General features: G+C 68.9%; 23 protein-coding genes and 1 pseudogene. 19 read left to right on the top strand and 5 right to left on the bottom strand.

Translation table 11 applies throughout. The annotated features are described in order from the left end of the window. Positions 1 to 122 precede the first annotated feature (122 nt). Positions 123 to 905, bottom strand: coding sequence for an alpha/beta hydrolase (locus ADL25_RS30805; RefSeq protein WP_059131163.1), 783 nt, complete (start codon positions 903 to 905; stop codon positions 123 to 125). A 250-nt stretch (positions 906 to 1,155) separates the two neighbouring features. Next, positions 1,156 to 1,854 (bottom strand): 2-phosphosulfolactate phosphatase, encoded by a 699-nt coding sequence (locus ADL25_RS30800; RefSeq protein WP_059131162.1) that lies wholly within the window; start codon positions 1,852 to 1,854, stop codon positions 1,156 to 1,158. 212 nt (positions 1,855 to 2,066) lie between these two features. Here ADL25_RS30800 and ADL25_RS30795 point away from each other — a divergent pair, with 212 nt between their 5' ends. From ADL25_RS30795 to ADL25_RS30775, 5 genes are all read left to right on the top strand, one after another. Further along, positions 2,067 to 2,924, top strand: a complete 858-nt coding sequence (locus ADL25_RS30795; protein ID WP_147318070.1) for a hypothetical protein — start codon at positions 2,067 to 2,069, stop codon at positions 2,922 to 2,924. Between the two features lie 515 nt (positions 2,925 to 3,439). Further along, positions 3,440 to 4,159, top strand: a complete 720-nt coding sequence (locus ADL25_RS30790) for a GntR family transcriptional regulator (RefSeq protein ID WP_059131160.1) — start codon at positions 3,440 to 3,442, stop codon at positions 4,157 to 4,159. Further along, on the top strand, positions 4,156 to 5,148 hold the full coding sequence (locus ADL25_RS30785; RefSeq protein ID WP_059131159.1) for an ADP-ribosylglycohydrolase family protein: 993 nt from the start codon (positions 4,156 to 4,158) through the stop codon (positions 5,146 to 5,148). Before ADL25_RS30790 ends, ADL25_RS30785 begins: the two co-directional genes overlap by 4 nt. 110 nt (positions 5,149 to 5,258) lie before the next feature. Further along, on the top strand, positions 5,259 to 6,737 hold the full coding sequence (locus ADL25_RS30780) for a purine-cytosine permease family protein (RefSeq protein ID WP_059131158.1): 1,479 nt from the start codon (positions 5,259 to 5,261) through the stop codon (positions 6,735 to 6,737). Beyond that, positions 6,734 to 7,702, top strand: coding sequence for a PfkB family carbohydrate kinase (locus tag ADL25_RS30775; protein ID WP_059131157.1), 969 nt, complete (start codon positions 6,734 to 6,736; stop codon positions 7,700 to 7,702). Before ADL25_RS30780 ends, ADL25_RS30775 begins: the two co-directional genes overlap by 4 nt. A gap of 158 nt (positions 7,703 to 7,860) precedes the next feature. Here the strand turns inward: ADL25_RS30775 and ADL25_RS30770 are convergent. Beyond that, positions 7,861 to 8,542, bottom strand: a pseudogene (locus tag ADL25_RS30770) (DNA alkylation repair protein). 354 nt (positions 8,543 to 8,896) lie between these two features. Continuing rightward, positions 8,897 to 9,514, bottom strand: a complete 618-nt coding sequence (locus ADL25_RS30765) for a CGNR zinc finger domain-containing protein (RefSeq protein WP_059131156.1) — start codon at positions 9,512 to 9,514, stop codon at positions 8,897 to 8,899. A 301-nt stretch (positions 9,515 to 9,815) separates the two neighbouring features. Here ADL25_RS30765 and ADL25_RS30760 point away from each other — a divergent pair, with 301 nt between their 5' ends. Together ADL25_RS30760 and ADL25_RS30755 are read left to right on the top strand one after the other, a co-directional pair. Next, a complete protein-coding gene (locus ADL25_RS30760; protein WP_059131155.1) occupies positions 9,816 to 10,541 on the top strand; it encodes an SDR family oxidoreductase in 726 nt (241 codons plus the stop codon). Between the two features lie 317 nt (positions 10,542 to 10,858). After that, positions 10,859 to 11,812 carry a GNAT family N-acetyltransferase gene (locus ADL25_RS30755; protein WP_059131154.1) on the top strand — a complete coding sequence of 318 codons (954 nt, stop codon included), beginning with the start codon at positions 10,859 to 10,861 and terminating at the stop codon, positions 11,810 to 11,812. A 52-nt stretch (positions 11,813 to 11,864) separates the two neighbouring features. Here the strand turns inward: ADL25_RS30755 and ADL25_RS30750 are convergent, their stop codons facing one another. After that, the gene (locus ADL25_RS30750) at positions 11,865 to 12,371 is read right to left on the bottom strand and encodes a cupin domain-containing protein (protein ID WP_059131153.1); all 507 of its coding nucleotides are present in this window, start codon (positions 12,369 to 12,371) and stop codon (positions 11,865 to 11,867) included. Between the two features lie 138 nt (positions 12,372 to 12,509). On the opposite strand from ADL25_RS30750, the gene ADL25_RS30745 reads away from it, so the two are divergent. The 12 genes from ADL25_RS30745 to ADL25_RS30690 all read left to right on the top strand — a co-directional run. Continuing rightward, positions 12,510 to 12,944 carry an RrF2 family transcriptional regulator gene (locus ADL25_RS30745; protein ID WP_059131152.1) on the top strand — a complete coding sequence of 145 codons (435 nt, stop codon included), beginning with the start codon at positions 12,510 to 12,512 and terminating at the stop codon, positions 12,942 to 12,944. After that, entirely contained in the window at positions 12,941 to 13,843 is a 903-nt protein-coding gene (locus ADL25_RS30740; protein WP_059131151.1) for a DsbA family oxidoreductase, read from the top strand. Before ADL25_RS30745 ends, ADL25_RS30740 begins: the two co-directional genes overlap by 4 nt. 493 nt (positions 13,844 to 14,336) lie before the next feature. Continuing rightward, positions 14,337 to 15,893, top strand: a complete 1,557-nt coding sequence (locus ADL25_RS30735; RefSeq protein ID WP_059131150.1) for an ABC transporter substrate-binding protein — start codon at positions 14,337 to 14,339, stop codon at positions 15,891 to 15,893. 31 nt (positions 15,894 to 15,924) lie between these two features. Next, the gene (locus ADL25_RS30730; protein WP_059131149.1) at positions 15,925 to 16,953 is read left to right on the top strand and encodes an ABC transporter permease; all 1,029 of its coding nucleotides are present in this window, start codon (positions 15,925 to 15,927) and stop codon (positions 16,951 to 16,953) included. 2 nt (positions 16,954 to 16,955) lie between these two features. Then, the gene (locus ADL25_RS30725; protein WP_059131148.1) at positions 16,956 to 17,846 is read left to right on the top strand and encodes an ABC transporter permease; all 891 of its coding nucleotides are present in this window, start codon (positions 16,956 to 16,958) and stop codon (positions 17,844 to 17,846) included. After that, positions 17,843 to 18,712, top strand: coding sequence for an ABC transporter ATP-binding protein (locus ADL25_RS30720; protein ID WP_059131147.1), 870 nt, complete (start codon positions 17,843 to 17,845; stop codon positions 18,710 to 18,712). Before ADL25_RS30725 ends, ADL25_RS30720 begins: the two co-directional genes overlap by 4 nt. Further along, on the top strand, positions 18,709 to 19,578 hold the full coding sequence (locus ADL25_RS30715; RefSeq protein WP_059131146.1) for an ABC transporter ATP-binding protein: 870 nt from the start codon (positions 18,709 to 18,711) through the stop codon (positions 19,576 to 19,578). Before ADL25_RS30720 ends, ADL25_RS30715 begins: the two co-directional genes overlap by 4 nt. A gap of 24 nt (positions 19,579 to 19,602) precedes the next feature. Continuing rightward, on the top strand, positions 19,603 to 20,943 hold the full coding sequence (locus ADL25_RS30710) for an NtaA/DmoA family FMN-dependent monooxygenase (RefSeq protein WP_059131145.1): 1,341 nt from the start codon (positions 19,603 to 19,605) through the stop codon (positions 20,941 to 20,943). Positions 20,944 to 21,214: 271 nt separating this feature from the next. After that, positions 21,215 to 22,243, top strand: a complete 1,029-nt coding sequence (locus tag ADL25_RS30705; protein WP_059131144.1) for an LLM class flavin-dependent oxidoreductase — start codon at positions 21,215 to 21,217, stop codon at positions 22,241 to 22,243. 1 nt (position 22,244) lies between these two features. Further along, positions 22,245 to 23,012, top strand: coding sequence for an alpha/beta hydrolase (locus ADL25_RS30700; RefSeq protein ID WP_059131143.1), 768 nt, complete (start codon positions 22,245 to 22,247; stop codon positions 23,010 to 23,012). Positions 23,013 to 23,118: 106 nt separating this feature from the next. Next, positions 23,119 to 23,676, top strand: a complete 558-nt coding sequence (gene ssuE, locus ADL25_RS30695; protein WP_059131142.1) for an NADPH-dependent FMN reductase — start codon at positions 23,119 to 23,121, stop codon at positions 23,674 to 23,676. A gap of 481 nt (positions 23,677 to 24,157) precedes the next feature. After that, positions 24,158 to 24,769: coiled-coil domain-containing protein (locus tag ADL25_RS30690; protein ID WP_420711382.1), on the top strand; the 612-nt coding region annotated here is incomplete at its 3' end.

The following is a 24,769-nucleotide window of genomic DNA, read 5'->3' as shown; positions in this document are numbered from 1 at the left end:
GAGAAACGGCGCAGCCTGCCGCCACAGCCCGCCCCATGTGCCCAGGCACAGGCAGCACCTCAGGAACTCGGCGCCGCCGATGCGACGCCCGGCCGAACGGCGGGACGCCGCAACAGCCCACGTCAGGACAGCAATTCACGTCCCGCCGACGAGGCGACCGTCCGGCCGAAGTGCCGGGCGAAGAAGCGGACCGCGCTGTCGGCCTCGAACCGGGGCAACTCCTTGTGCCTGCCCGCGTTGGCGTGCAACGTCTTCTCCTTCGAGGCGAAGGCGTCGAACAGGGCCAGACCCGCCTCGCGCGGAATGTGCTCGTCGTCCCACTGCATGTCGAACTCGATCGGGATGGTGATCTGCCGGGCCTTCTCGGCGAGCACATCGGGCCAGTGCTGACCGAAGACCGCGGCCGTGATCCTGGGTTCGACCGCCACCAGCGGCACCCCGATCGCGGTGCCCATATTGATACCGAAGTAGCCGACCGGCCCGTCGGCGCCGATCTCCGGAACCTCCTGGAGGGCGTCCAGGGTCGCCCGCCACTCGGGCACGGCGAGTTCCGCCAGATGCGCGTTGTAGCGGACGACGATCGGGCCTTCCGGTTCGCCCGCGGACCTCGCCCGGTACAGGGCGGCGATCTCCTGCTCGTCATGTGCCGTGCGCGGCCGGTCGCCGTGACCCGGTGCGTCGATGACCGCGACGTGGAAGCCGCAGCCGGCCACGAGGCGCTGTGCACGGCCCGACATGGCCGGTGCCTTCTTGTGGGTTCCGCCGCCGTGCCCCATCAGTACCAGAGGCGCACGATCGGCGCCCGCAACCGGCGACCAGAGAACGCCGGGGATCTCACCGACGGTGAAGCCGCGCTCGAGCATGCCGTTCGACGACGACTCGGCAGTGAACTGCAAGGAATGCATAGGTTTTTTGCCTTTCGGAGGTGCCTTGTTGTGGAGGCACTCCCGGCGACACCTATGTCGATCGCCCGGCCGTGACGAAGAGCGGGAGCACCCACGTCGATACAGCGTTCATGGGTCTCACCTCCTCGCGTCCTGTCACGGTGACCAGGACGCTACAAGACCGATCCGCGTCCCGTCCAACTCTTTCCCCGCCCAAGCGCACACGTTCCGGCGACCCGTGCCAGGTGCCGCCGAGACCTCACAGGTTCGGCTATGACCCCGTACCGGTGCCATGGCTGAAGGCTCCGTCGGTGAGGACGGGCACGATCGCGCTCGCGTTGAGCTCGGTAGCGACGACCACATCGTCGGCGAATCCGCTCATGGCCAGTTCGATGCCGGAGGAACAGGCAGCCACGGCACCGGCGACGTCGGGAGTGTGTGTGAAGCAAGCCCGTGCGGCAGCCGCCTCGGGGGACAGTGGGCCGGCGCCTGTCGACTCCAGTTCGGCGATGATCGCCCCGGCGCCCAGCAAGTCCTCCAGCGCAGGTCGCAGGCTTCCGTCCGGCCACCGCTCACCAGCAGCGACTACCGCGAGGGGACGATCATCGGTCCCGTAGCCGCGCCGGGTCAGCCATTGCCCGACAGCCGTGGCGTTGCGCAGACAGCCCGCCACCACCGATGAATCGCCTGCCGCCGCGGCGATGGCGGATCCGTTGGGAGAGGGGAGCACGAGCCGGGGGGGGAACGGTGCTTCCCGGAGTGCCGCCGGAGACAGCGACCACGGTGAGGTCGAAGTGGCGGCTCGTCGCCCTACGGCCGGCACCGCTGCCTTGCTTCGGGCAAAGGCGGAGGCCGTCTCGTCACGCCAGGCATAGGGGAAGACCCGGGTTCCTGCCTCGACGGCCACGGTCACCGACGTCGTGGACGACAGCACGTCGACCACCACCAGGCACGCGGCATCCTGCGCCAACTGCTGGGCCCGTAGGGCCCCACTCGAATCGGACTCCGTACCCCTGCTGCAGGAACCAGTCGCTCATGGCGATCGAGTCTGGCATCGGTTGGACCAGCCGGGAGGGCTGTCCGGTGTTCGCGGGCGTGGCCGTCGACCAACCTCGACGAGCGCGGCTCGTCGCCGGAAATGCGTTCGTCGCCCGTAGCCCGGCGGCGCCAGCCTCGCCGGTCATGGGAGCACGAGCGCGGTACGTGGTGGTCGAAAACGGCACCTGCAAGCGGTACTTCTCGCGCTGGGCCGCCAACCGGGTGGTGGACGATCTGCTGCCCGGTCCGGCCGCGGCGACACGCTGCTTCCGTGCGAACCGGGAGACCGACGGATGGCTCGACGGCGTGTGGTGCGAGGGCGCCGCACTCGTCGACGACGACCGCCGGACCCTGCTCTGGTTCGCCTTCGCCGGCAGCTGGGCCGACCATGTCGCGGCCCGCGCCGTACTCGCCCGCACATGGCCCGGCTGGGACGTGCGTTTCGCGCACGACAGCATGGGCGATCTGACCCATCACCTGGGCCTTGGCAGGGATCTGACCCGGTCGCCTGGTTGGTTCGAGACCTTCGAGCCATCCTGGTACGCGAACCTCGAGGACACCGAACCCTGGTCCGTCGTCTCCGTCCGTCCGTCGGACGGAAGCGTTCGCGCATGGGGCAGCGGTCGGGAGCCCACCGAGCACCTCACCGACGGCCCCGGCCTGATCGACCTGATCGTGGTGTCACCGGCCACCCCTCCGCTCACGGACATGCCGTACGGCGGCGTCCACTTCGACCCGCAAGCCCGAACCGTCTCGCTCTGGGCGGTGCAGACCGCGGTCGGCGTACACAACTGGCCCTTGCCGGGCCGGGAGAACTGGGACCTGGAGTTCCGTGGTGACGACCACACCCATCAGGCAGAGCTGCTCCCGGCCGACTTCCCCTTCCCACTGCGGCCGCGCTGCGACAGCTCGGCGACGGCCTCGCCACCCCGCCGACCGACAGTGTCTCGATCGTTGTCCAGGCTGCGGCCGTGTCCGGTCCGGGGGGCACCACGCCCGTAATCAATTTTGCTGCGCTGGTGCCGCACGAACCGGTGGGCCCCACCCCGGCCGAACTCGCCGAGCTGGGCGCGACGCGCGATCAGCTGATCGCAGAGGCGGAGGTGTACTGACCACTACCTCAGAGGTCTACTGACCACCACCTCATGGGTCCCTTCGCCCTGGAAGGGTGGCTCGGTCGCGACAACGGGTCGACGGGCCAGGCGCGACAAGCATCTTCTCGATCAGCTGTGGCCTTGGAGCCACTGCGGCGCGGAGGCCGACGGCATCGGGCGGATTGATCATCGGTGCGGCGTGCGGCCTGCGGCGTGCGGCGTGCGGCGTGCGGCGTGCGGGTGCCGGGTGAACCCGTGCGGGCCGGGGAGTGTGGCCGGGGGCAGAGACAGCCGAGTGGGTCAGGCCGGCGCTCCCTTCCTCGGGTGTCCGGGTCCGCCGTGACGCAGGTGTCACTCTGCACCCGGGAAGAACATTCACGCGCACTGGTAGACCAGGGCAACAGTCACATGTACTGTCTAGACATGCCTGGACAGGTACACAAGCATCATCGCATCGCCCGCGTTCTCGCCGACGAGATCAGAGCCGGGGTGCACGCCGACGGCAGCAGACTCCCGGGGGAGTACACACTCACCCGGCGGTTCGGCGTCAGCCGCACCACCCTGCGGCAAGCACTTCAGGTTCTCGGTGAGGAAGGACTGATCTCCACTCACGCCGGAATCGGCTCCTTCGTCACCTTCGACGGAACGCCGCTCGACAACCGTCTCGGCTGGACCCGGGCGCTGGCCGAGCAGGGGACTGAGCTCACGACCGAGACGCTCCGCTTCGAAGAGGTGACCGACCAGGAGCTGGCCGCCGAACTGGGACTTGTCTCGACGGCGTTCATCGCCCTGGACCGGGTCAGGCGGCTCGTCGGCGGGCAGGGCGTATCTCTCGAGCGCAGCAGGGTCCCTGTCACGGAGGAACTGGCCGGGCTGCCCGAACGCGGCCTCGACGGCGGCTCACTCAGCCGCGCGCTGGTCGCCGCCGGTCGAGTCGCCGACTCCGGCGAGGGACGGGTGTCGGTTCGCGGGCTCGACGTCGAGGAGGCCGCCGCACTTCACCGCTCGCCCGGGGAGCCCTTCCTGCGGCTCACCCAGGTGTACCGGGCCGCCGACGGCTCGGTCGTCGAACAGGTCACCAGCCTTCTCGACCCCGCCCGATTCGAACTCCACGTGAGCTCGGGCCGAGGAGGCCGGCTGTGACCGACCGCCTCGACCGCGCCCTCGGCGCCTACTACGGGCTCGCCCTCGGTGACGCTCTCGGCATGCCCACACAGGTGATGTCCCGCGAGGAGGTCGTCCGGGTCTACGGCACCCTCACCGGCTTCGAGCCGGCCCGACCCGACAACCCGGTCAGCGCCGGTATGCCGGCCGGGTCGGTCACCGACGACACCGACCAGGCCGTCATCGTCGGCCGACTGCTCGACGAGGGCCGTGGCAGGATCGACCCCCTGCGGCTCGCCCATGAGTTGCTGGACTGGGAGAAGGAGATGAAGGCCAAGGGTTCCTTCGACCTCCTCGGCCCGTCCACCAAGGCCGCCCTGGACGCGGTCGCCCGTGGTGTCCCGACCCAGGAGGCGGGCAAGCACGGCACCACCAACGGTGCAGCCATGCGCGTCACACCGGTCGGGATCGCGTTCGCCGTCGACCCGCTGGACACCTTCCTGGACCATGTCGTGGAGTCCTGCCAAGTCACTCATGACACGGGCATCGGCATCGCGGGCGCGGCGGCCGTCGCCGCCGCCGTGAGCACGGGTGTCGGCGGCGGATCGTTGGACGACGCCGTGACCGTCGCGGTGACCGCCGCCCGGGCCGGTGCGCAGCGCGGGCACTGGGTCGCCGGGGCCGACATCGCGTCCCGTATCGAGTGGGCGTGGGACCTGGCCCTTGGTCTCCCGGAGGCCGAGGCCCTGGACCGGATCGTCGCGCTCGTCGGCACCAGCGTCGCAAGCCAGGAGTCGGTGCCCGCCGCGTTCGCGGTACTCGCCGTGGCCGGCGGCGATCCCTGGCGAGCTGCCCTGCTCGCCTCCAACCTCGGCGGCGACAGCGACACCATCGGCGCGATCGCCGGTGCGGTCGCCGGGTCCGTCACCGGGCTCTCGGGGCTGCCCCCAGAGGCCGTCCGGACGCTTCGCACCGTCAACTCCCTCGAACTGGAACCTCTGACCGCCCGGCTGCTCACGCTCCGCTGAGCCGCCCGCACACCCGTAGCCGGATGGAAATCCCGAGTCCGACTGTTTCACCCGGCACACCCGCTTCGCCCACCACCCGTCCCCTCCGCATCCTGCAAGGAGGTTCCGTCATGGCCGTTTCGAAGACGAACGATCGCGTCGGTGCCATCGAGACAAGAGGGATCGAACCGGTCCCCGACCACGAGCGGCACGGCCAGGCGAGCCAGATGTTCTGGACCTGGTTCGCCGCCAACATCAGCATCCTCGGCCTCCCACTCGGCGCGACCCTCGTCGCCTTCCGCGGACTGAACATCTGGCAGGCGGTCCTCGTCGCCGTCGTCGGCGCCTTCGGTTCGTTCGCACTGGTGGGAGCCCTGAGCCTGGCGGGCAAGAAAGGCGGCGCACCCGCACTCACCCTCTCCCGCGCGGTCTTCGGACAGAGGGGCAATGCGGGACCGACCCTGATCACCTGGCTGAGCCGGGTCGGCTGGGAGACGATCAGCACCACCACGGCGGCGTACGCGCTGCTGGCGCTGCTGAACACCGCGTTCGGGGTCGGCCAGAACACCGTGCTCACGCTCGTCTGTCTGCTGGTCTTCATCATCTGCACGCTGCTGATCAGCGGACTCGGCCACGCCACCATCATGTGGATCAACAAGTGGGCCACGGTCGTCTTCGGCGTCCTCAACCTCATCGTGATGGGCTTCCTGGTCGCGACCGTCGACTGGTCCAAGGTCCTCGACGCCGCAGCGGGGCCGACCAGCGGAGTGATCGCAGGTGTCGGCTTCGTCGCCGCGGGTACCGGTATCGGCTGGGCCAACGCAGGTGCGGACTACGCCCGCTATCTGCCCCGCACCATCCCTGGCCGGCGGCTGATCACGGCCTCGGCGTTCGGTGCGGGCATCCCGCTCGTGCTGTTGATCTCGCTCGGCTCGCTGCTCTCGGCCGGCGACCCCACGCTCGCCACCGCCTCCGACCCGGTCGCCGCCATCAACGCGATGCTGCCCTCATGGATGGCGATCCCCTATCTCGTCGCGGCCTTCGGCGGGCTGCTGATGTCGAACCATCTCTCCACCTACTCCGCCGGGCTGACGATGATCACCCTGGGGTTGCGGGTCCCGCGCGCCGCCGCGGTCGCCCTCGATGTGGTGGTGATGTTCGCCGGCGGTATCTACCTCATGTTGATCGCCGAAGACTTCTACGGGCCCTTCTCGACCTTCCTGACCCTCCTGGCCGTACCCATCTCGGCGTGGATCGGGGTGATCGCGGTGGACTCTCTGCGTGGGCGCACATACGACTCCGAGGCCCTGATGGACACCACCCGCACCAGTCGGTACTGGTACTCGGGCGGGTTCCGGCTGCCCGCCGTCCTCGGCTGGGCCGTCGCCATCGTGGCCGGCCTGCTCTTCACCAAGGCTTCGACGAGCGCGACCGACGTCTGGTTCGCGGGCCCGCTCTCCGACACCTGGTTCGGTGTGAACGGCCTCGGCTGGGCGATCTCCATGGTCGTCAGCGGCTTGATCTACGCGTTGTTCGGGCGCCGCACCGGCTCGGCCGCCGGCAGTGCCGACGGATCCACGTCCCCCGCTCTTGAGAGGGCCGGACGATGAGCAGTCGCCTGGTGCTCGTCGGGAATGTCATCGCCGACCTGGTGATCGAGGTTCCCACGCTGCCCGAACGCGGCGGAGACGTCATCGGCACCCGCAGTGGAACGACCGTCGGAGGCGGTTTCAACACCCTGGTCGCGGCCCGCCGCCTGGGCACCGAGGTGGCCTTCGCCGGTCTGCACGGCACAGGGCCGCACGGTGACCTCGTACGCGCGGCGCTCGCGGCCGAGGACATCACAACGCTGCTGCCCGCCCGCGCGGAGGGTGACACCGGCTTCACCGTGGCCCTGATCGACGGCGGTGGCGAGCGAACCTTCGTCACCAGCTTCGGGGTGGAAGCGACACTGACGCAGTCGGACGTCGACGTGGTCGCCACGCGGCTGCGTCCCGGTGATCTGGTGCAACTCTCCGGCTACGGGCTGGTGATGCCGGGCAACGGTCCGCTGCTGTCCGGTCTCACCGCCGGACTCCCTGCCGACATCACCGTCTGCCTCGACCCCGCGCCCCTGGTCGCCGACATCCCCGCGTCCGTTCTCGGGCCGGTCCTCGCCCGTACCGACTGGCTGAGCGCCAACGCACGTGAGTCGCGCCTGATGACTGGGCACACGGACCCGCGATCGGCGGCCGTGGCGCTGCGGGAACGACTGGCGCCGGGCGCGGGTGTGATCGTACGGGCGGACAAGGACGGCTGCTGGCTGGCTGCTCCCGGCCAGGCTCCGACACATGTACCGGGGTTCCCGGTGGACGCGGTAGACAGCAACGGCGCGGGCGACGCACACATCGGTGCGTTTCTGGCCCTGCTCAGCCAGGGACACGATCCGCTGACGGCGGCACACGGCGCGAACGCCGCGGCGGCCTACGCCGTGGGCCGCCGCGGACCGGCCACCGCACCGGACCGGGTTGCGCTGGGGGAGTTCCTCGGTGAACATCCCCTCGCGGAGAGGCTGTTCGGCGGCGGAGGCCACTGAGAGCTGCGCTGCCTCAGCCGGGCGCGTCGCGCGAAAGAACGGGGGACCGCAGCCAGTGACTCGGCCGAATCCGTCGGACGGCGTCGATCCAGCCCCCACAGTCCGGCGGCATCGGCTGCTCGATCAACCCCCGGCCCGTTACGCCGGGTGACCGCCGATCAGGCAGTCGCCCGATCGTGCCGACGGCGGACCATCTCGGTGATCCATGTGGGAGCGAAGGGCGAGGTGCAGCCGGGGGACGTCGGGTAGTCCTTGAGCACTTCCAGGCGCTCGCCGATGTCGAGTGACGCGAGCGCGGTGTTCGGCGCGCTCGATGCCGATCTGGGCCAGGCAGTGGTTCATCGCCCACTGCAGGCGGTCAGGGGCGTCTTTCATCTGCGCCTCGATGACGTCGAGCAGTCCCTGGAGGTCGAGGCCCTCGGGCTTCTTGGCCACGCGTTCGGTGGTCAGTGCCCAGCCGGCACTCGCGATGACGGGATGCTGATCGGCGGACCAGGCAAGCCGCAGTTCTTCGCAGTAAGGGCTCTTCTTCACGGCGTAGTTCACGAGCCAGTCGTGCACCTTGGGGGAGCGTGCCTGGCGCAGCATGACGTCCAAGGCGTCACGCTCGAACGCCTTCGGGCGGCAGATCAGGATCGCCAGGAGTCTCGCCGCGGTGTCATCCGTCTCCCACAGCCGGCACGCGATTTCCTGCTGCGTCTTGAGCCGCTTCGCGAGCGCGCGCAGCTTGCTGAGGTTCACCCCGTGAACGTCACCGTGTCTCTCGTTCACTTCGCGTGCCTTGGGGTCCTCGAGCTCGGCCAGTTCGGCCATCACCTCGGTCAGTGTCGTCTGGGCCATCCCGGCCCCCTCTCTCGCGCGTGAGGCGCAGCCTGTGACGGAAGCCGGCCCTTGGTCAGGAAGCTGCGATCCGGCTCGCACACTTGAACCGCGCCGGCAAAGATCGACCGGACGGGATCTGGCCGTCCGTGGCCGACGAGACCGTCCACTCGATGACGGGGAGCGGAGATCGCCGTGCATTCGTTCAAGTGATTGAGTCTGCGGCTCCTTGATGCGGTGTCGGCGAGCGTGTCCACGCCGTCGTGGCCGCGTTCCGACTCACGCGCAGATGCGCGCCCCGTGGGCTTGAACGTACCCGCTCCGTGGCGGGGTTGAGGCGCTGCGCGCAGGGTGTTCCGGTACAGCCGAGAACGGTCAGGCGGCAGGCGTGGGTTTCGTCGCGCAGTTCTTCTTCTGCCGGTCGCGATAGGCGTGCGTAGCCGCCTGCTGGCTGCACCGGGTGCTGCAGTAGCGGCCGGAGGAATTGCGTGTGCGGTCGTAGAAACCGCGGTAGCAGGAGGAAGAGCTGCACATCTTCATCCGGGCCCATACGTCCCGGGCCGCAAGGTCGACGGCGGCGGCGAGCAGCGCCTCGAAGGCGCCGACGATTCCGGTGTGCGAGGGCCGGAATGTGCAGCCGTCGGCCTCGATCACGGGGGTCAGTGGGTAGCGCTGGCCGTAGCTCCGGAGCAACTGTTCGGCCTCGCCGAGGAGTTCAGCCCCTTGTTCGCAGCCGACGTGGCTGCGGAAGACGGTCGTCAAGGCGCCGCGGAGTTCCCGTGTCGCGGCGGCGTCCGCGTCGGTGACGATCATCGCGCCGTCGTCCATGGAGTATGAGGAGAGCCACTGCGAGAGCGCCGTGCGGTCGTCGAGCAGGTCGCGTGCGCGCCCGGGCTGAGACTGCGTATTGACGAAGGCCAGCAGCAGGTCGGCTGTGGCGAACGGGGCCGGAGACGCGTTCTCCGGTGCCGTCGGCGCGGACTGTTCGGTCATGACTCTCCTTGTGTCGGGATCCATGGTAGACCACATCGCAGAGACATGAGCTAATGCTTTACGCATATGGCAATCAGCGGCTTGACGGCGGAGATGTGAGGTGCAAACCTCAGAACGACATTACGTCCGACGGTGGCGCTCTGGGGTGCGCCGCCGGGTGGTCGACTGTCGTCGGCATCAGCAAAAGTCATTCGCATATAGCCATCGCGCACCCGCATGGCCCATGGCGTACTCGAGTCCTCCTCGAGGGACTCTCGGTCCCAGGGCGTCACGGCCGTGCGTGAAACATGTTGGAGTACTCATGTCCTCGAAGATCGTCCTCATCACCGGAGCGAGCAGTGGGCTCGGCGCGGCCACGGCTCGTCGTCTGGCCGGAGAGGGACACCACGTCGTGGTCGGCGCTCGCCGGGTGGACCGTCTTGACGCCCTGGTCAGGGAACTGCAGGAGGCCGGCCGCAAGGCGGACCGCACCGCCGTCGACGTCACCGACCCCGACAGCGTGAAGGCCTTCGTCGAAGGTGCCCACAGCAGGCACGGCCGGGTCGACGTCCTGGTGAACAATGCCGGTGTGATGCCGCTGTCGCGGTTGGACGCCGCGCGCCTGGACGACTGGAACCAGATGATCGACGTCAATATCAGGGGTGTTCTGCACGGTATCGCCGCTGCGCTGCCGCTGATGAAGTCCCAGGGGCACGGTCACATCATCAACATGGCCTCCACCCTGGGACACTACGTCGCGCCCGCCACGGCCGTGTACAGCGCGACCAAGTACGCCGTGCGCGCGATCTCCGAGGGTCTGCGCAAGGAGAACAACGACGTTCGGGTGACCGACATCAGCCCGTCCTTCACCGAGTCCGAACTGATCCAGGGCGGCGACCCCGGGACCATGGCATACATCCGCTCGATGGCAGACAGCCTTCAGTTGCCGGCTGCCTCGGTCGCCGACGCCATCGCCTATGTCATCGGCCAGCCGAACGACGTCGACGTCAGCGAGATCGTGGTTCGACCGCGCGCCGAGGTCGCCTGATCCAGCGGCCCCCGCGTTCCATGGCCGGATGGCCGGATGGACGGGGGAGGTGGTGATCTGCTCGGGCCGCGTACGCGGTACGCGGCCCGAGCAGATCCGGCGAGGCGTGCGAGACGGGCGCCTGTCGCGCCGGTTGCTGTGGTGGGGCAGAGCGGTGTCCGCGGGACTCATGGGAGATCGACGGGCATGGCTGCCCGGCCTTCCATGGGCCTCGGCGCCGCGACCGTCCACCTCGGGCACGGCACCGTTGCCTGTCGCGATCGGCGGACGGGAAAACGGTTCGACGGCATCGCCGAATCCTGACATCGTGGCCGGCCATGACGAGCGTCGAGCTTGTGACCGCCGCGGATGTGCAACTCATGCAGGGGCTGGCGCAATGTGTCACCGCCACCCGTCCAGATCTGGTGAACAGCGACGCGACGTTCGGCGAGCTCGCCTGGAACTGGGGCAAGGGGCATGTCAGTGACGGCGCGAGTTGGCGGCGTCGCCTGTGGTTCTCGGGCGGGCATCTGGTGGCATGGGGCTGGGCCCGTCTTCCCCACCGGTTGCGGCGGAGCGACGGGTCCGTGAAGGACGTCACGGGCGCCTATCTGGCGTATCAGATCCATCCCGACCACGCGGAACTGGTCGACGAGGTGATCGACTGGTACGACGGCACGGCGAAGAACCTCGAGCGTACGGTGATGCCGAGCGCCGCCGATGAGTTCGCCCTGGATCGGTGGGCGGCGCACGGCTATGCGACGGATCCGGCCGCACTGGGCGACGCCGGCTCGTGGACCCAGCTCAACGAGCGCGCCCTCACCGACATGGAACAGCCGGTACTGCCGGACGGATTCCGGTTCCGCACCACCGACGAGGCAGGGCCGAAGGCCGCGATCCAGGCCCATCTGGATGCCTGGGCTCCTTCGGCCTACACGGCCGAGGGCTACGAGGGTGTCCGGCGGACGCCAGTGTATCGAGGCGACCTGCACATCCTGGTGGAGGCGCCGGACGGAACGATGGCATCCTCGACGATCATCTGGCTCGACGAGGTGAACAGGACCGCCGAGTTCGAGCCGGTCGGGACTCACCCCGGCCACCGGCGTCGTGGGCTGGGCAGGGCGATGCTTCTGCACGGGATGCAACTGGTGCGGGCGGCCGGGGCCACTCATGCGACGGTCGCCTGTCTGGGCGCGCCGGGGCACCCCGCGGCGCGCGGGCTGTACCACAGCGTCGGGTTCCGGGAGTTCACGCGGGATGCCCCGCTCATCAAGACCAGGGCCGGGGGCTGACGAACCGGTCGTTCGGGCAGCCGTCGACGGCCGGCACGCCTCGGCGCGTTGATCAATCTTCCTCGGCGGGAAGGGCGTACAGCCCGGTGAGGTTGACCACGATCGCTTCCTGGGTGCTGCGGGCGATGACGACCACCGCCTCTTCGGAGGGGTCCGGGTTCTCCTCCCGGTGCGGTACGAACGGTGGGACGAAGATGTAGTCGCCGGGCCCGGTCCGCAGTCGAATCTCCTCGGGTTCCTCTCCCGAGCCGTCCAGGAAGACGAACTCGGGGTGGCCGCTCACGACGTAGATGGCGGTCTCGGATTCGCCGTGATGGTGGTCGGAGGAGGAGGTGGCGGGGGCGACGTGTGTCTGCCCCATCCACAGTTTCTCGGATCCGACGGTCTTTCCGCTGACGGCGGCGAACCTGCGCATGCCACCCGTCTGGGCGGTGTCGCCGTCAAGGGAGTCGGCACGGATGTGGTGCAGACGGTTCCGCAGCGGGGCCGCCGGACTCCCCGCGGTCTCATGGAGATGGGGGTGGAAGCCTTCACCAGGGGTCGTCGAGGGCTCGCTCATGACGGGGACGCTAGATGTGGGCAAAAAAGGATGTCAAGTGGTGTCCATTGCCGTTCACCTGCGGCAACGTTCCTGCAATGCAGAGGAGTAGGGGAAACAGGCCCGGTCGCCGCAGGAGCCGTCGGGCATGATGGGCGCATGCATATCTCCGCGAAGGCGGACTACGCCGTGCGGGCTCTTCTGGAGCTCGCCCGTGCGCCGGCCCGGCCGCTCACCTGCGAGGTCATCGCTTCCTCGCAGCAGATTCCGTTCCGGTTCCTGAAGTCCGTGGTGGGTGAGCTGCGCAGAGCAGGTCTGGTGCGCAGTCAGCGTGGCTGCGAGGGCGGCTACTGGCTCGGCAGGCCCGCCGAGGACATCACCCTGCTGGACGTCGTGCGGGCCGTCGACGGTGAGGTGATCACCCTGCGCGGTGAGTCGCTCGACGAACTCGCCTATCCCGGCCCGGCCATGGGGCTGCCCGGCGTGTGGCGACAGGTCGAGGCGGATGCGGCGGCCGTCCTCGGCGGGGTGACGCTGGCCTCGTTGCTGCCCGCGGAGGCGGTTGAACGGTCGGCCCACAAGGGTGCTGCATGACACAGGTGCCGGAGCTGCCCACGGTGGAAGTGGTCGAGTACACCGACCCGTTGTGCCCCTGGGCCTGGGGATCGGAACCGGTCTTCCGTCGGCTGCGGGCGGCACTTGCCGGGCGAGTGCACTGGCGCCGGGTGTATGGCATCCTCTTCGATCACGACGACGATCCGCCACCGGACCCGGCGGCGGAAACCGCCTGGTACGTGGACTACGTCGCGGGGATCAGCGGACACACCGGGGCGCCCCACGCGGTCCGGTTGCAACGGGTGGCGGAGAGTTCCTGGCCGTCCTCCCTTGTCGCCAAAGCCGCGGAACTGCAAGGGAATGCCGTGGCCGAGCGGGTGCTGCGGCGGCTGCGCGAGACCGTATTTGTACTCGGTGAGCCGGCGGACACCACTGCGCTGGCTTTGTCCGCGGTGCGGGGGATGCCGGGCCTGGACTGGGAGCGGCTCTCGCACGACGCGGCCTCCGTTGCGGTGTTGGAAGAGGTGCGAGCCGACCGCGCCGAGGCGCGGCGCCCGGTGCCGGAGGTATTGTCCGGCCTGGGTGGCTCGCCGCACCCCGGCACAGCCAGGGAGACCGCCGAGGGCGGTTACCGGTATGCGTTGCCCACGCTGCTGTTCCGCGTCGCTTCCAAGCGCCGTACGGTGCCCGGCTGGCGGTCCTGGGAGGGGTACGCGGCGGCCGTCGAGGAACTGTGCCCGGGGCTGCTGTCGGCTCCGGTGGCGCTGTCCGCCGGTGCGGCGCTGGAGCGGTACGGGAGTCTGACCGACCCGGAGGTCCGCCTGCTGACGCAGGGCCCGTGGCCGCCGCAGCACGTGGTGCGGGCGGAGACCGGTAACGGACCGTTGTGGCTGCATCCGCGGGAGGCCGCGGTCCACCCGGCCACCACCCCGCGCTGATTCGCGGTCGTGGCACGGCTCGGAGTTGATGTCAGGGCCAGTTCCACTGAATGAGACACCAATTGGTGTCCATTGACAGCCGCTTACGGCCCGCACCAAGATGTTGAGCATGCTTACGACGCACCCCGGTGTGGTGTGCCGCTACGTGGACCTGCGGCGCACCAGCAGCGCGCTCTGTCGCTGATCGCCCGCCCTTGGCACCCAGGCGCCTGACCGTTTCCGTCAGTACCGGCCGCCCACTGCTCCACTGAGCACGGCCTGTCGCCGCGCCCGCACCTCTGCGCTTCGTCACCCCTGTCTTTCCGTATCCCGGTCCGCCCCGCGAACCTGCCGACGCGCCATGCCCTGAACGCCGCATGTCCGACGTGTGCACCGAAGCAACCGTCGGCCTGCCGTGCCGTCAGGCGCAGTCGTCCGGCGCGGGTCCGTGCCGTCCCTCGTTCCCGTCCTGCCCGCTCATGACGGGGACGAGGCCATCAAAGGAAGTAGCCACATGCCCGGACGACTCATGCCTCGCCACCCCGCCCCGCATGCGAGCCGCCTGCGACCCACAGCCCTCGCCACAGTCCTGCTCACCGTGCTCGTCGGCGCTCTCAGTGCGTGCGGGGGCACCGCGTCCTCAGCAGGCGGCGCCGCCACGCTGAAGTGGGCCTCTTCCTACTTTCCGACCCACTGGGACCCGGTGGTCGGGGGAAGTGGCGCCCAGTTCCGTGAACTGGCCCTGGTGTACGCCTCGTTGACACGCACCGACGAGACCGGCAAGGCGGTCCCGGACCTCGCCAAGAGCTGGGAGTACAACAGCAAGGGCGACGAGATCACCTTCCATCTGCGCCCGGGCCTGAAGTTCAGCGACGGCTTGCCCGTCGACGGCGCGGCGGTCAAGGCGGCCATCGAGCGGGCCAAGAAGCAGAAGAACTCCGCGCTCTTCGGTGACCTGACCTCCATCAAGTCGGTCGACGCCAGCGGACTGGACGCGGTTGTCCACCTCACCCAGGTCGACTACCAGATCCCCCAGCTGCTCGGTGAGCGCGTCCTGCAGATCGCCAGCCCCAAGGCGGCGGCCGACCCCGGCAAGCTGGACCAGAACCCGGTCGGCGCGGGGCCGTTCACCATCACTCAGCTGATCCCCGGTACGAAGGCCGTTCTGAGGAAGAATCCCAACTACTGGGACGCGAAGAACATCCACATCGACAACGTCGAGCTGACCTCGGCACCTGATGCGTCGACCGTCGTGTCCGGGCTGCAGACCGGGGTGTACAACTTCGCCGACATCGAACCGAGTCAGGCGGCCGCCGCCAAGAAGGCCGGGCTGGACGTCTTCGTGCAGCCCGGTTTCAACGCCTCGAACATCAGCCTGAACGTCAACAAGGCGCCCTTCGACAACAACAAGGTCGTCGATGCGGTTCGCCATGCGATCAACCGCCAGGAGTTCGTCGACAAGCTGACCTTCGGCTACGGCCAGGTGACCGATCAGCCCTTCCCCAAGGGATACGTGGCCTACGACCCGGCGTCGCAGAACAACTACCCCTACGACCCGGGCAAGTCGAAGAAACTTCTTGCCGAGGCGGGTTACAAGGCCGGGGACCTCAAGCTCGATCTGGTGATCCCCGCCGAGGATCCGCAAGCCGAAATCGTCCAGTCGCAGTTGGCCGCGGTCGGCATCACCGTCACCATCAAGATCGACAAGAACTGGGCCACCCCGTTCTTCGCCAAGAACCTCACGTTCTCGCTGTACTCCACCACGGGCCGCGACTCCGCAGTCCAGACCCTCACCGCCCACTTCGGCCCCAACGGGCCGCTGAACCTGAGTTCGCCCTACGAGCCGGCGGGCTTCGAGGCGGCCGTCGCCAAGGTCCGCCGGACACCGCTGGAGGCGCCGGACTACACCACCGTCCTTCGGGCGGCGACCCGGGCCGGCCTGCAGAGCAAGGCGCTGGTCTTCACGTACTCCGCGCCCAACCTCATCGCCAAGAGCAAGGCGATCTCCCGCCTTCCGAAGATCCCGGCCCACATCGACTGGACCGGCGTGACGATCTCCGGCAGCAAGTGACTTCCACCCACCACAGAGAGGAGGCAGCCCCATGACGACGACCACGGTCCAGGCCTCTCACGTCCACCGCCACGGGGTCGCCCGGCCGGGGGTGCGGCACGCGCTGGGCCGCGTCCTGGCTGTCCTCGTCCGGTCGATCGCGATCTTCGTGCCGGTGTTCCTGGTCGCGACGTTCGTGACATTCGCGCTGCGCTCGCTGAGTGGACTCAGCCCCGCGCGGATCCAGCTGGGGGAGGACGCGACACGCGAGGCGATCCACAGGGTGGAGGCCCAATGGGGCCTCGACAAGCCCTTCTTTGCCCAGTACTGGGACTGGTTCAGCGGCGTCCTGCACGGACAACTCGGCGCCAGCTGGACCAACGGCGCCGACATCTCCACGCTGATCGGTCTCGGCCTGGGCGTGAGCCTGTCGGTCGCGACGTTCGCACTTCTCATCGGAGTTGTCGTCGGGTTCGTCCTCGGCACGCTGGCGGCCCTGCGGCGCACCACCTGGCTCGACCGCGCGATCACCGGATTCGTGACGGTGATCTCGGTGATGCCGGCCTTCGTCGTCGGCATCGTGCTGATCGAGATCTTCGCGGTGGGACTCCACCTGTTCCCTTCCGCGGGATACGTCCCCGCGCAGCAGGGAACCGGCCCCTGGCTGGCGCACATCACCCTCCCGGCGCTGGCCTTGAGCTTCGACGTGGTCGCCGACGTCGCCCGCCAGTTGCGGACCAGCCTCGTCGCGGCCTACCGCGAGAACTATGTGACGGGCGCCGTGGTGCGAGGACTGAGCCCCCGGCGGATCTTCTTCGTCCATGTGTTGCGCAACGGCCTAGGCCCGGCGCTGGCCACCCTCGGTCTGAAATTCCCCGCCCTGGTGGGTGCCTCCGTCGTCACGGAGTGGATCTTCGGTCTGCAGGGCTTCGGCAGGTTCGCCAACGACTCCGCCCAGGCGGGCGACGTGCCGGCCGTGCAGGGCGTCCTCGTCGTGTCGATCCTCCTGGTCGTCACGTTCAACCTGATCGTCAACCTGGTGCTGGCGCGCGTCACGCCCGCTTCCCAGCGAGGAGTCTGACCATGATGCGCCGCATCCTCTCCCTCACCTCCGGACGGATCGCCCTCGGCGTCCTCGCCGTGATCGCGCTCCTTGCGCTCTTGGGACCGCTGCTGGCCCCGCAGGATCCGCTGGCCACCAGCGGCCACACCCTCGCGAACCCCTCGAGCGCCCACTGGCTGGGCACGGACAACCTCGGTCGCGATGTGCTGAGCCGTCTCCTGGACGGCTCCCGTGTGAGCGTGGCCGGATCCCTCGAAGTGGCGTTGACGGCGCTGGTCGTAGGCGCGATCCCCGGCATCCTGTCGGTCTACCTGGGCCGGGCCTTCGAATGGGTCACCCTCCGCCTGGCAGACACGCTGGTCGCCCTGCCGTTCCTGCTCTTCGCGGTCGCCGTGATCGCACTGCTCGGAAACGGCCTCACGCAGGCCATGCTCGTCACCGGCGCACTGGTGTCACCCCTCTTCTACCGGGTGTCCCGCGCCGCGACACTGGCCGTCGCCCGCTCGCAGTACGTGGAGGCCGCGCTCATCTCCGGGGCCTCTATCGGCTGGGTGGTGCGCCGCCACGTCTGGGCCAAGGTGCTGCCGTCGATCGCCGTCGCACTCGCCCAGACCATCGGCGTCGGCTTCATCATCGTCTCGAGCCTGACATTCCTCGGCATCGGCATCCAGCCTCCCAAGCCCACTTGGGGCGGCCTGCTCGCGTCCGACCTGGGCTACCTGAGCTACCAGCCCTGGGCGCCGCTCGTCCCCGCACTCCTGATCATGGTCACCGTCTGGGCCGCCAACCTGCTCGCCGACACCCTGCGTGATGTCTCCGGCGAGGCAGGCCGAGCCCTGATCAACAACCGGAAGGCCCACGCCGACCGCCGCAGCAAGTCCGACCTTGTAACCACCGGAGGCGCCCGATGACGACGCTGTCCGAGAAGACGAAGAGCACCGCCACGGACAGGACCCCGTCGGCTCCGTCCGTGCTCGCCGTCCGCGATGTGCACATCAGCGACCGGGTCACCGACCGCGAGATCGTCCACGGAGTGACCTTCGACCTCACGCCCGGCACATCCGTCGGGATCGTCGGTGAGTCCGGCAGCGGCAAAACCCTCACCTGCCGTGCCGCCCTGGGCATCCTGCCCCCGCACTTCGAGGTCTCGGACGGCTCGATCGAGATCTGCGGCACCGACATCACGACCCTCACACCCCAGCAATGGACGGCACTGCGCGGCGCCACCATCAGCGCGGTCTTCCAGGACCCGGCCTCCTACCTCAACCCCTCCATCCGCGTGGGACCCCAGATCGCCGAGGTCATCCGCATCAAGAAGGGGTTGAACCGCCGCCAGGCACGGCACCGTGCCGTCGAACTGCTGCAGGCAACGCAGCTGCGGGAGCCGGAACTCGTCTACAGCCAATACACCCACGAACTGTCGGGAGGCATGCTTCAGCGTGTCCTGATCGCGGCAGCGATTGCCGCCGACCCGCAGATCCTCATCGCCGACGAGGCCACCACCGCCCTGGACGTCACCGTCCAGGCCGAGATCCTCGACCTGCTCGCCGACCTGCGGGAACGCACAGGGCTGGCCCTCGTCGTCGTCTCCCACGACCTCGCCGTCGTCGCCCAGATATGCGACAAGGTGCTCGTCATGCGGCAGGGAAGCGTAGTCGAGCACGGTCCGACACGGACGGTGCTCCACGACCCGCAGCACGAATACACCCGCCTGCTCATCGCCGAGCACGAGCAGTACGGCCTGGAGAAGTTCCGCACGCCGCAGGAGGCATCGTGACCGCCCAGCTCCCGGCGCCATCGGCCGCCGGCACCGAAGGGCCCCCGGGCGCCGTACTCGAGGTGACCGACCTCGAGGTGCACTACGGGCTGCGCCGCCGACGCCGACAGGCCCTCCACGGGGTCTCGCTGAGCGTCGCACCCGGCGAAACCGTCGGTGTCATCGGCGAGACGGGCTCAGGCAAATCCACCTTCGCACGCGCCGTTCTCGGTCTCGTCCGCGCCTCGGCAGGCCGGATCGTCATTGGCGGCCACGACGTCAGCGCCTACGGAAACCGCCAGTGGCGCGGGCTGCGTCGCCGCGGCGTCGTCCAGTACGTCTTCCAGGACCCGCTGCGCAGCCTCGACCCGGACCTCACCATCGGGGAGTCCCTGGCCGAACCCCTGCTCGTCCACGGAGTTCCACGCGACGAGGCGGCCGAGCGCGCCCGCGCATTCCTCCCTCGTGTCCGCCTGTCCGACGAACTTCTCGACCGGCTGCCCGGGGAGCTCTCCGGCGGACAGCGGCAGCGCGTCGCGGTGGCCCGGGCCCTGGTCACCGAGCCCCGACTGGTCATCCTCGACGAGCCGGTCAGCGCCCTGGACTCCGCCAACCGTGTCCAGGTCCTGGAGATCCTCAGAGAACTCCGAGCCACCGGCGTGGCCCTCGTCTTCATCTCCCACGACCTCGGATCCGTCGCCGGGATCGCCGACCGCATCGCCGTGCTCCACCAGGGCGAACTCGTCGAGGTCGGCCCCGCCCGCGACGTCATCACCCATCCGCAACACCTCTACACCCGCCTGCTCGTCAGCTCCGCGCCGACCCTCCGTACGGCCCCGGCCGACCGGGAGGAGCGCAAAGCCCTGCGCGCGCTGCTGCACGCCTGAAGCGCACCACAGAGAGGAACAGCCATGCCCCGCAAGATCCACCTCGCGCTGCACCCGTACGGCGTCGGCGGCCCCGGCCAGCACGGACTCTGGAAAGACACCCGCATCGCCAAGAACGCCAGCATCGACATCAACTACTACATCGCCCAGGCACAGGCGGCCGAGCACGCGCTCTTCGACGCCCTCTTCATCGTCGACAGCCAGTTCATCAACGCCACCTACCCGGCGCACTACCTCAACCGGCTGGAACCCCTCACCCTGCTCTCGGCGGTCGCCACCCACACCCGGCACATCGGCCTGGTCGGTACGGCAAGCTCCACCTACAACTCACCGTTCAACCTCGCCCGCCGATTCGCCTCGCTCGACCACATCAGCGGCGGCCGCGCCGGCTGGAACGTCGTGACCAGCTTCGACACCGGCACCTCCAAGAACTACGGACTCGACGAGCACCTCGACTACGCCACCCGCTACGGACGCGCGCTGGAATTCGTGCATGTCGCCCGCGGCCTGTGGGACTCCTACGAGGACGACGCCTTTCCCGCCGACGTGGAACGCAACGTCTTCCTCGACCCGGCCAAGCTGCACGCCCTGAACCACGTGGGCGAGCACTTCAACGTCGCGGGCCCGCTCAACATCTCCCGTTCGCCCCAGGGCCAGCCCGTCATCTTCCAGGCCGGTGTCTCCGACGAAGGCCGCGACCTGGCCGCCCGGGTCGCCGAGGGCATCTACGCGCCGGGCGGTCCGCTGCAACAGGCCCAGGACTACTACGCCGACATCAAGAGGCGCACCGCCTCCTACGGCCGCGATCCCGAGCACATCAAGATCTTCATCCACGGCGGCCCGATCGTCGCCGGCACCGACGAGGACGCCCGGCGCCGTGAGCGAGAGATCTTCGAGGAGGACAACGACTTCGACCGCAACCTCGCGCTCCTCGGCCGCTCCTTCGGCGCCTACGACTTCAGCGGGCACGACCTGGACGCGCCCTTCCCGGACGTCGCGCATCTCGCCGAGAACGGCGGCCGGACGGGTGCCGCCAAGCTGATCGAGCGGGCCAGGGCCGAGAACCTCACCTTGCGCCAAGTCGCCCGATCCATCAGCGAGTTCCGCCGCTCGCCGTTCGTCGGAGCGCCCCGGACCGTCGCCGACTCCATCGAGCAGTGGTTCAACGCCGGCACCTTCGACGGCATCAACCTCGCCTTCCGCACCGACGACGACCTCAACCTCTTCGTCGACGGCGTCGTACCGATCCTGCAGAAGCGCGGGCTGTTCCGCACCGAGTACGAAGCCGACACCCTGCGCGGCAACCTCGGTCTGCCGATCCCGGAGAACCGCAACACCCGCGAGCCCCAACTCGTGAGCGACTGAGGACCGGGCGATGACGGGGCTGTCGGCGGTGGGCGGGCACAGGTCGGCTCCCACCTTCGCGGACCGTCGATGACAGTGAAGGCACCGACGGGCCTGCGCAGGCCCGGCGGCCCTCGCCACGCTGCCGGAGCAGGCGACCGCAGTCCCGAGGCCACCGCCGACCGCCGGGCCCGAACCGTGCGCGATCGAGGGGGGACAGCGCGCTGGTGCTCCACCAGTGCATGAAGCTCCCGCCACGACTTGGACGTCGATCGACTGTGAAAGGCAATTCATGACCACCCAGGCGCCGCGCTTCAGGCTCGGTTTCCTCACCCATGTCCAGGGCCGAGGTGACGACTTGCGCCAGACGTACCGCAACGCTCAGGACCTCTTCGTCGTCGCGGACCGACTCGGCTTCGACGTCGGCTGGGTCGCCCAGCATCACGTGCCGCTCGGCGGTGGCGGCCTCTCCTCGCCGTGGCCCTTCCTCGCACACGCCGCCGCTCGGACGAGCCGGATCCGGCTCGGAACCGCCATCACGATCCTGCCCCTCGAAGACCCTGTCCGACTCGCCGAGGACATCGCCGTCGTCGACACGCTCAGCGGCGGTCGAGTCGAAGTCGGTGTGGGCAGCGGCTCCAGTGACGTCGAATACGCCGCGTTCGGCAAGAACGTCGCCCACAAACGCCGACTGACCAGCGAGCACCTCGTGCTGCTGCGGCAGGCCCTTGCCAACGAGGAGGTACGTACGCCTGGATTCCGGATCCAACCCGAAGCCGCCGACTACACCGACAGGATCTGGCAGGGCGTCTTCAGCGGCGCAGGTGCACAACACGCCGCTGCTGCGGGCTCCAACCTGCTGCTCAACCGGGCGGCGTACGGATTCGACGACCTCACGGACGAGGTGCAACGCCCATGGGCAGAGGCGTTTCTCGCCGCGTGGCGGCATCCGCGACGTCCACGGATCGGCCTGTCACGGTTCGTCTTCCCCGCCAAGGACAAGAGCGCAGCCCTTCTGCAGATCGGCGACGACGTGCTCCGGGCGGCGCATCGCCTCGCCGAGAGCGGCACCTTCCCCAAGGGCCTGGACCTTGAGGAGGCACTGCGCCGGTTCCACACGTTCTACGGCCATCCCGACGACATCGTCGCCGCGTTTCGGCAAGAGAAGGTCCTGCCCGTCGTGACCGACCTGATCACCCAGTTCAACCCCGCTGTCCCAGACCACGATGCTGCGATCCGTGCCCTCGAGATCATCGCGACCGAGGTGGCACCCGCACTGGGCTGGAAGCCCGCGACTGAGCTCCGGCCCGCAGGAGAGTGAGATGACCGAGTACACCGACCACCACGGCCCTGAAGGCCTTCGCACACGGGGCACGATCGTGGTCGTCCCCGGCCGGGGGGAGACCCGGAGAACATACACACGGTTGGGCAGGCGGCTTGCCTCCGACGCCTACCGCGTCCGCGTCATCGACACCCCGGACATCGACGCCGACGACCTGACCGGTTCACTGAACCGGTTCGGTGCCAGACTTGCCGACATCGTCGAGGACACCGCGGCCGACGACGGTGTCGTACACCCTGTCGTAGTGGTGGCGGCCGACACCGGAGCCACGGCTGTGGCGGCGTTCCTCGGCCGGGCAGACGCTCCGGCTGCCTGGCAGCCTGACGCCGTCGTCCTCGCGGGGCTCCCGGGCCACACCGCAACCGACGTCGGTGCGTGGGAGAACGAACTCGAGGTCCGCACCTCCTGCCCGACCCACCGCGGCACGCTGACCCAGGACGACGAGGTCCGGCGAGGGTCGCTCAACGACGCCGTGCCGGATGCCGTGCTCAGGGAGGTGTACAACGGCGAAGTCGCCGTGCCGGCACTGTTCCTCATCGGCGACGCCGACCCGCTCGCGGACCACGATGCGCTCGCTCGCACGGCGAAATCACAATCCCGTGCCCGCCTGTCGGTGGTCCGCGGTGCGCACCACGACGTCCTGAACGACCTGCAACACCGCTCGGTGGCGGCCGAGATCGTCACCTTTCTCGAGACCGTGCGCAACAACCTTGTGCCACTGATCGGCGTGGAACTGAGCGCCTGGTGACGCCTCCGTCCCACGCAGGCGCCGGTGAGAACAAGATTCCGAGGTGTGCCATCCGCACCGCACCCTCGCCTTCGCAGCTGTGAACCTGAATCCGAAAGGTCCTCCTATGGCCGCCATCCTTTCCGTCTCCGGCAGCCCCTCTGCCACCTCCCGCACGGCTCGACTCCTGCGTCACCTGGACGAACGGCTACGGCAACAGGGCCATGACGTGGTCGCGTTGGACGTGCGCTCACTCCCCGCCGACGCCTTGCTCGGCGCGGACATCCGGCATCCGGCGATCGCGGAGGCAGCCGCTCTGTTCGACCGGGCGGACGGTGTTGTGATCGGCACCCCTGTCTACAAGGCCGCCTATGCGGGTCTGTTGAAGTCGCTGCTCGACCTGCTCCCGCAGTACGCGCTGACCGGCAAGACCGTGCTGCCGCTGGCCACCGGTGGCAGCACGGCCCACGTCCTGGCCATCGACTACGCACTTCGTCCGGTCCTGAGCTCCATGGGCGCCTCGCACATCGTCCAGGGCTGGTTCACGGTCGACAAGGACATCAGCGTCGGCGACGACGGCACGCTGACCGTGGCGCCGGGTGCCGCCGAGGCGCTGGCGCAGGTGACGGACAGCTTCTCCGCGGCACTGGGCGGCCGTGCCACCGTCCTGGCACCCACTGGCTGACGTCACGTCCAACGCTGCTGCGAGCGCCCGGTGGCGGCCGCGGACCCGGATGCCATCCGATCCGGGTTCGCGGCGCCGTCGCGCAGCTCCGGCAGCAGCTGGTGGTCGGCGACGGTCCTGATTTTGGAGCTGGTCTAGGCGACCTCCGGAGTCCGGCGCGGGACTTCCATGTGCGGGCCGCTACGACAAGGCGAACACGGGGTGCCGGCCTCCACCGGTGAAGGCCCGGTCGAAGTGATGGTCTCGGCGATGTCGCACAACACGACGGGGCGTCACGCCAGTTGCGGCACGCGGGTCTGATGTGGAGGACCCACGGGCGTCCGGAATTTTCTTGCCAAGATTTGAAGTTCCGACAAGAAAGTCATTAGAGTCGGGCCTCGAACCCCCGTCCGGGCGATCACTCACAAGGGGTGGTTGGCGGCGGAGGGGCCCGCCCGCCGGCGTGTCGGTAGGCGGCTGAAGGAAGAAGGAGCTCGCCTCCGTGGCGTCCCACCGTCGACCCAAGCAGCCGAGCCGCGCACGTGTGACCGTGCTGACCACCGCGGCGGCCGCAGCCGTTGTCCTCAGCGCCCAGGCGGCCGACGCGGCTCCCGGCGCCAAGCCGAGCAAGGACGAGGTCAAGTCCAAGGTCGACAAGCTCTACGAAGAGGCGGAGAAGGCCACCGAGGCGTACAACGGGGCCAGGGAGAAGCAGGGCAAGCTGGAGAAGGAGATCTCCATCCTGCAGGACAAGGTCGCCCGGGGGCAGGACGAGCTCAACCAGCTGCGCGACAGCATCGGCACGATGGCCAGCGCCCAGTACCGCAGCGGCAGCATCGACCCGTCCATCCAGCTCTTCCTGTCGGCGGACCCGGACGACTTCCTGGACAAGGCGTCGACGCTGGACCAGCTGAGCGGTCAGCAGGTCGAGGCGCTGAAGAAGATCCAGGAAAAGCAGCGCGAACTGGCCCAGGAGCGGCAGGAAGCCAGCGACAAACTCGAGGACCTGGCCTCGACCCGCACCGAACTCGGCAAGAAGAAGAAGGAAGTCCAGGGCAAGCTCGCCGACGCGCAGAAGCTGCTCAACAGCCTCACCGCGCAGGAGCGCGCGGCC

The organism is Streptomyces sp. NRRL F-5122, from assembly GCF_001507435.1.
Taxonomy (GTDB): Bacteria; Actinomycetota; Actinomycetes; order Streptomycetales; family Streptomycetaceae; genus Streptomyces; species Streptomyces lannensis.
Note: the sequence above shows the minus strand (reverse complement) of the source record. Positions and strands in the feature narration are given on the sequence as shown.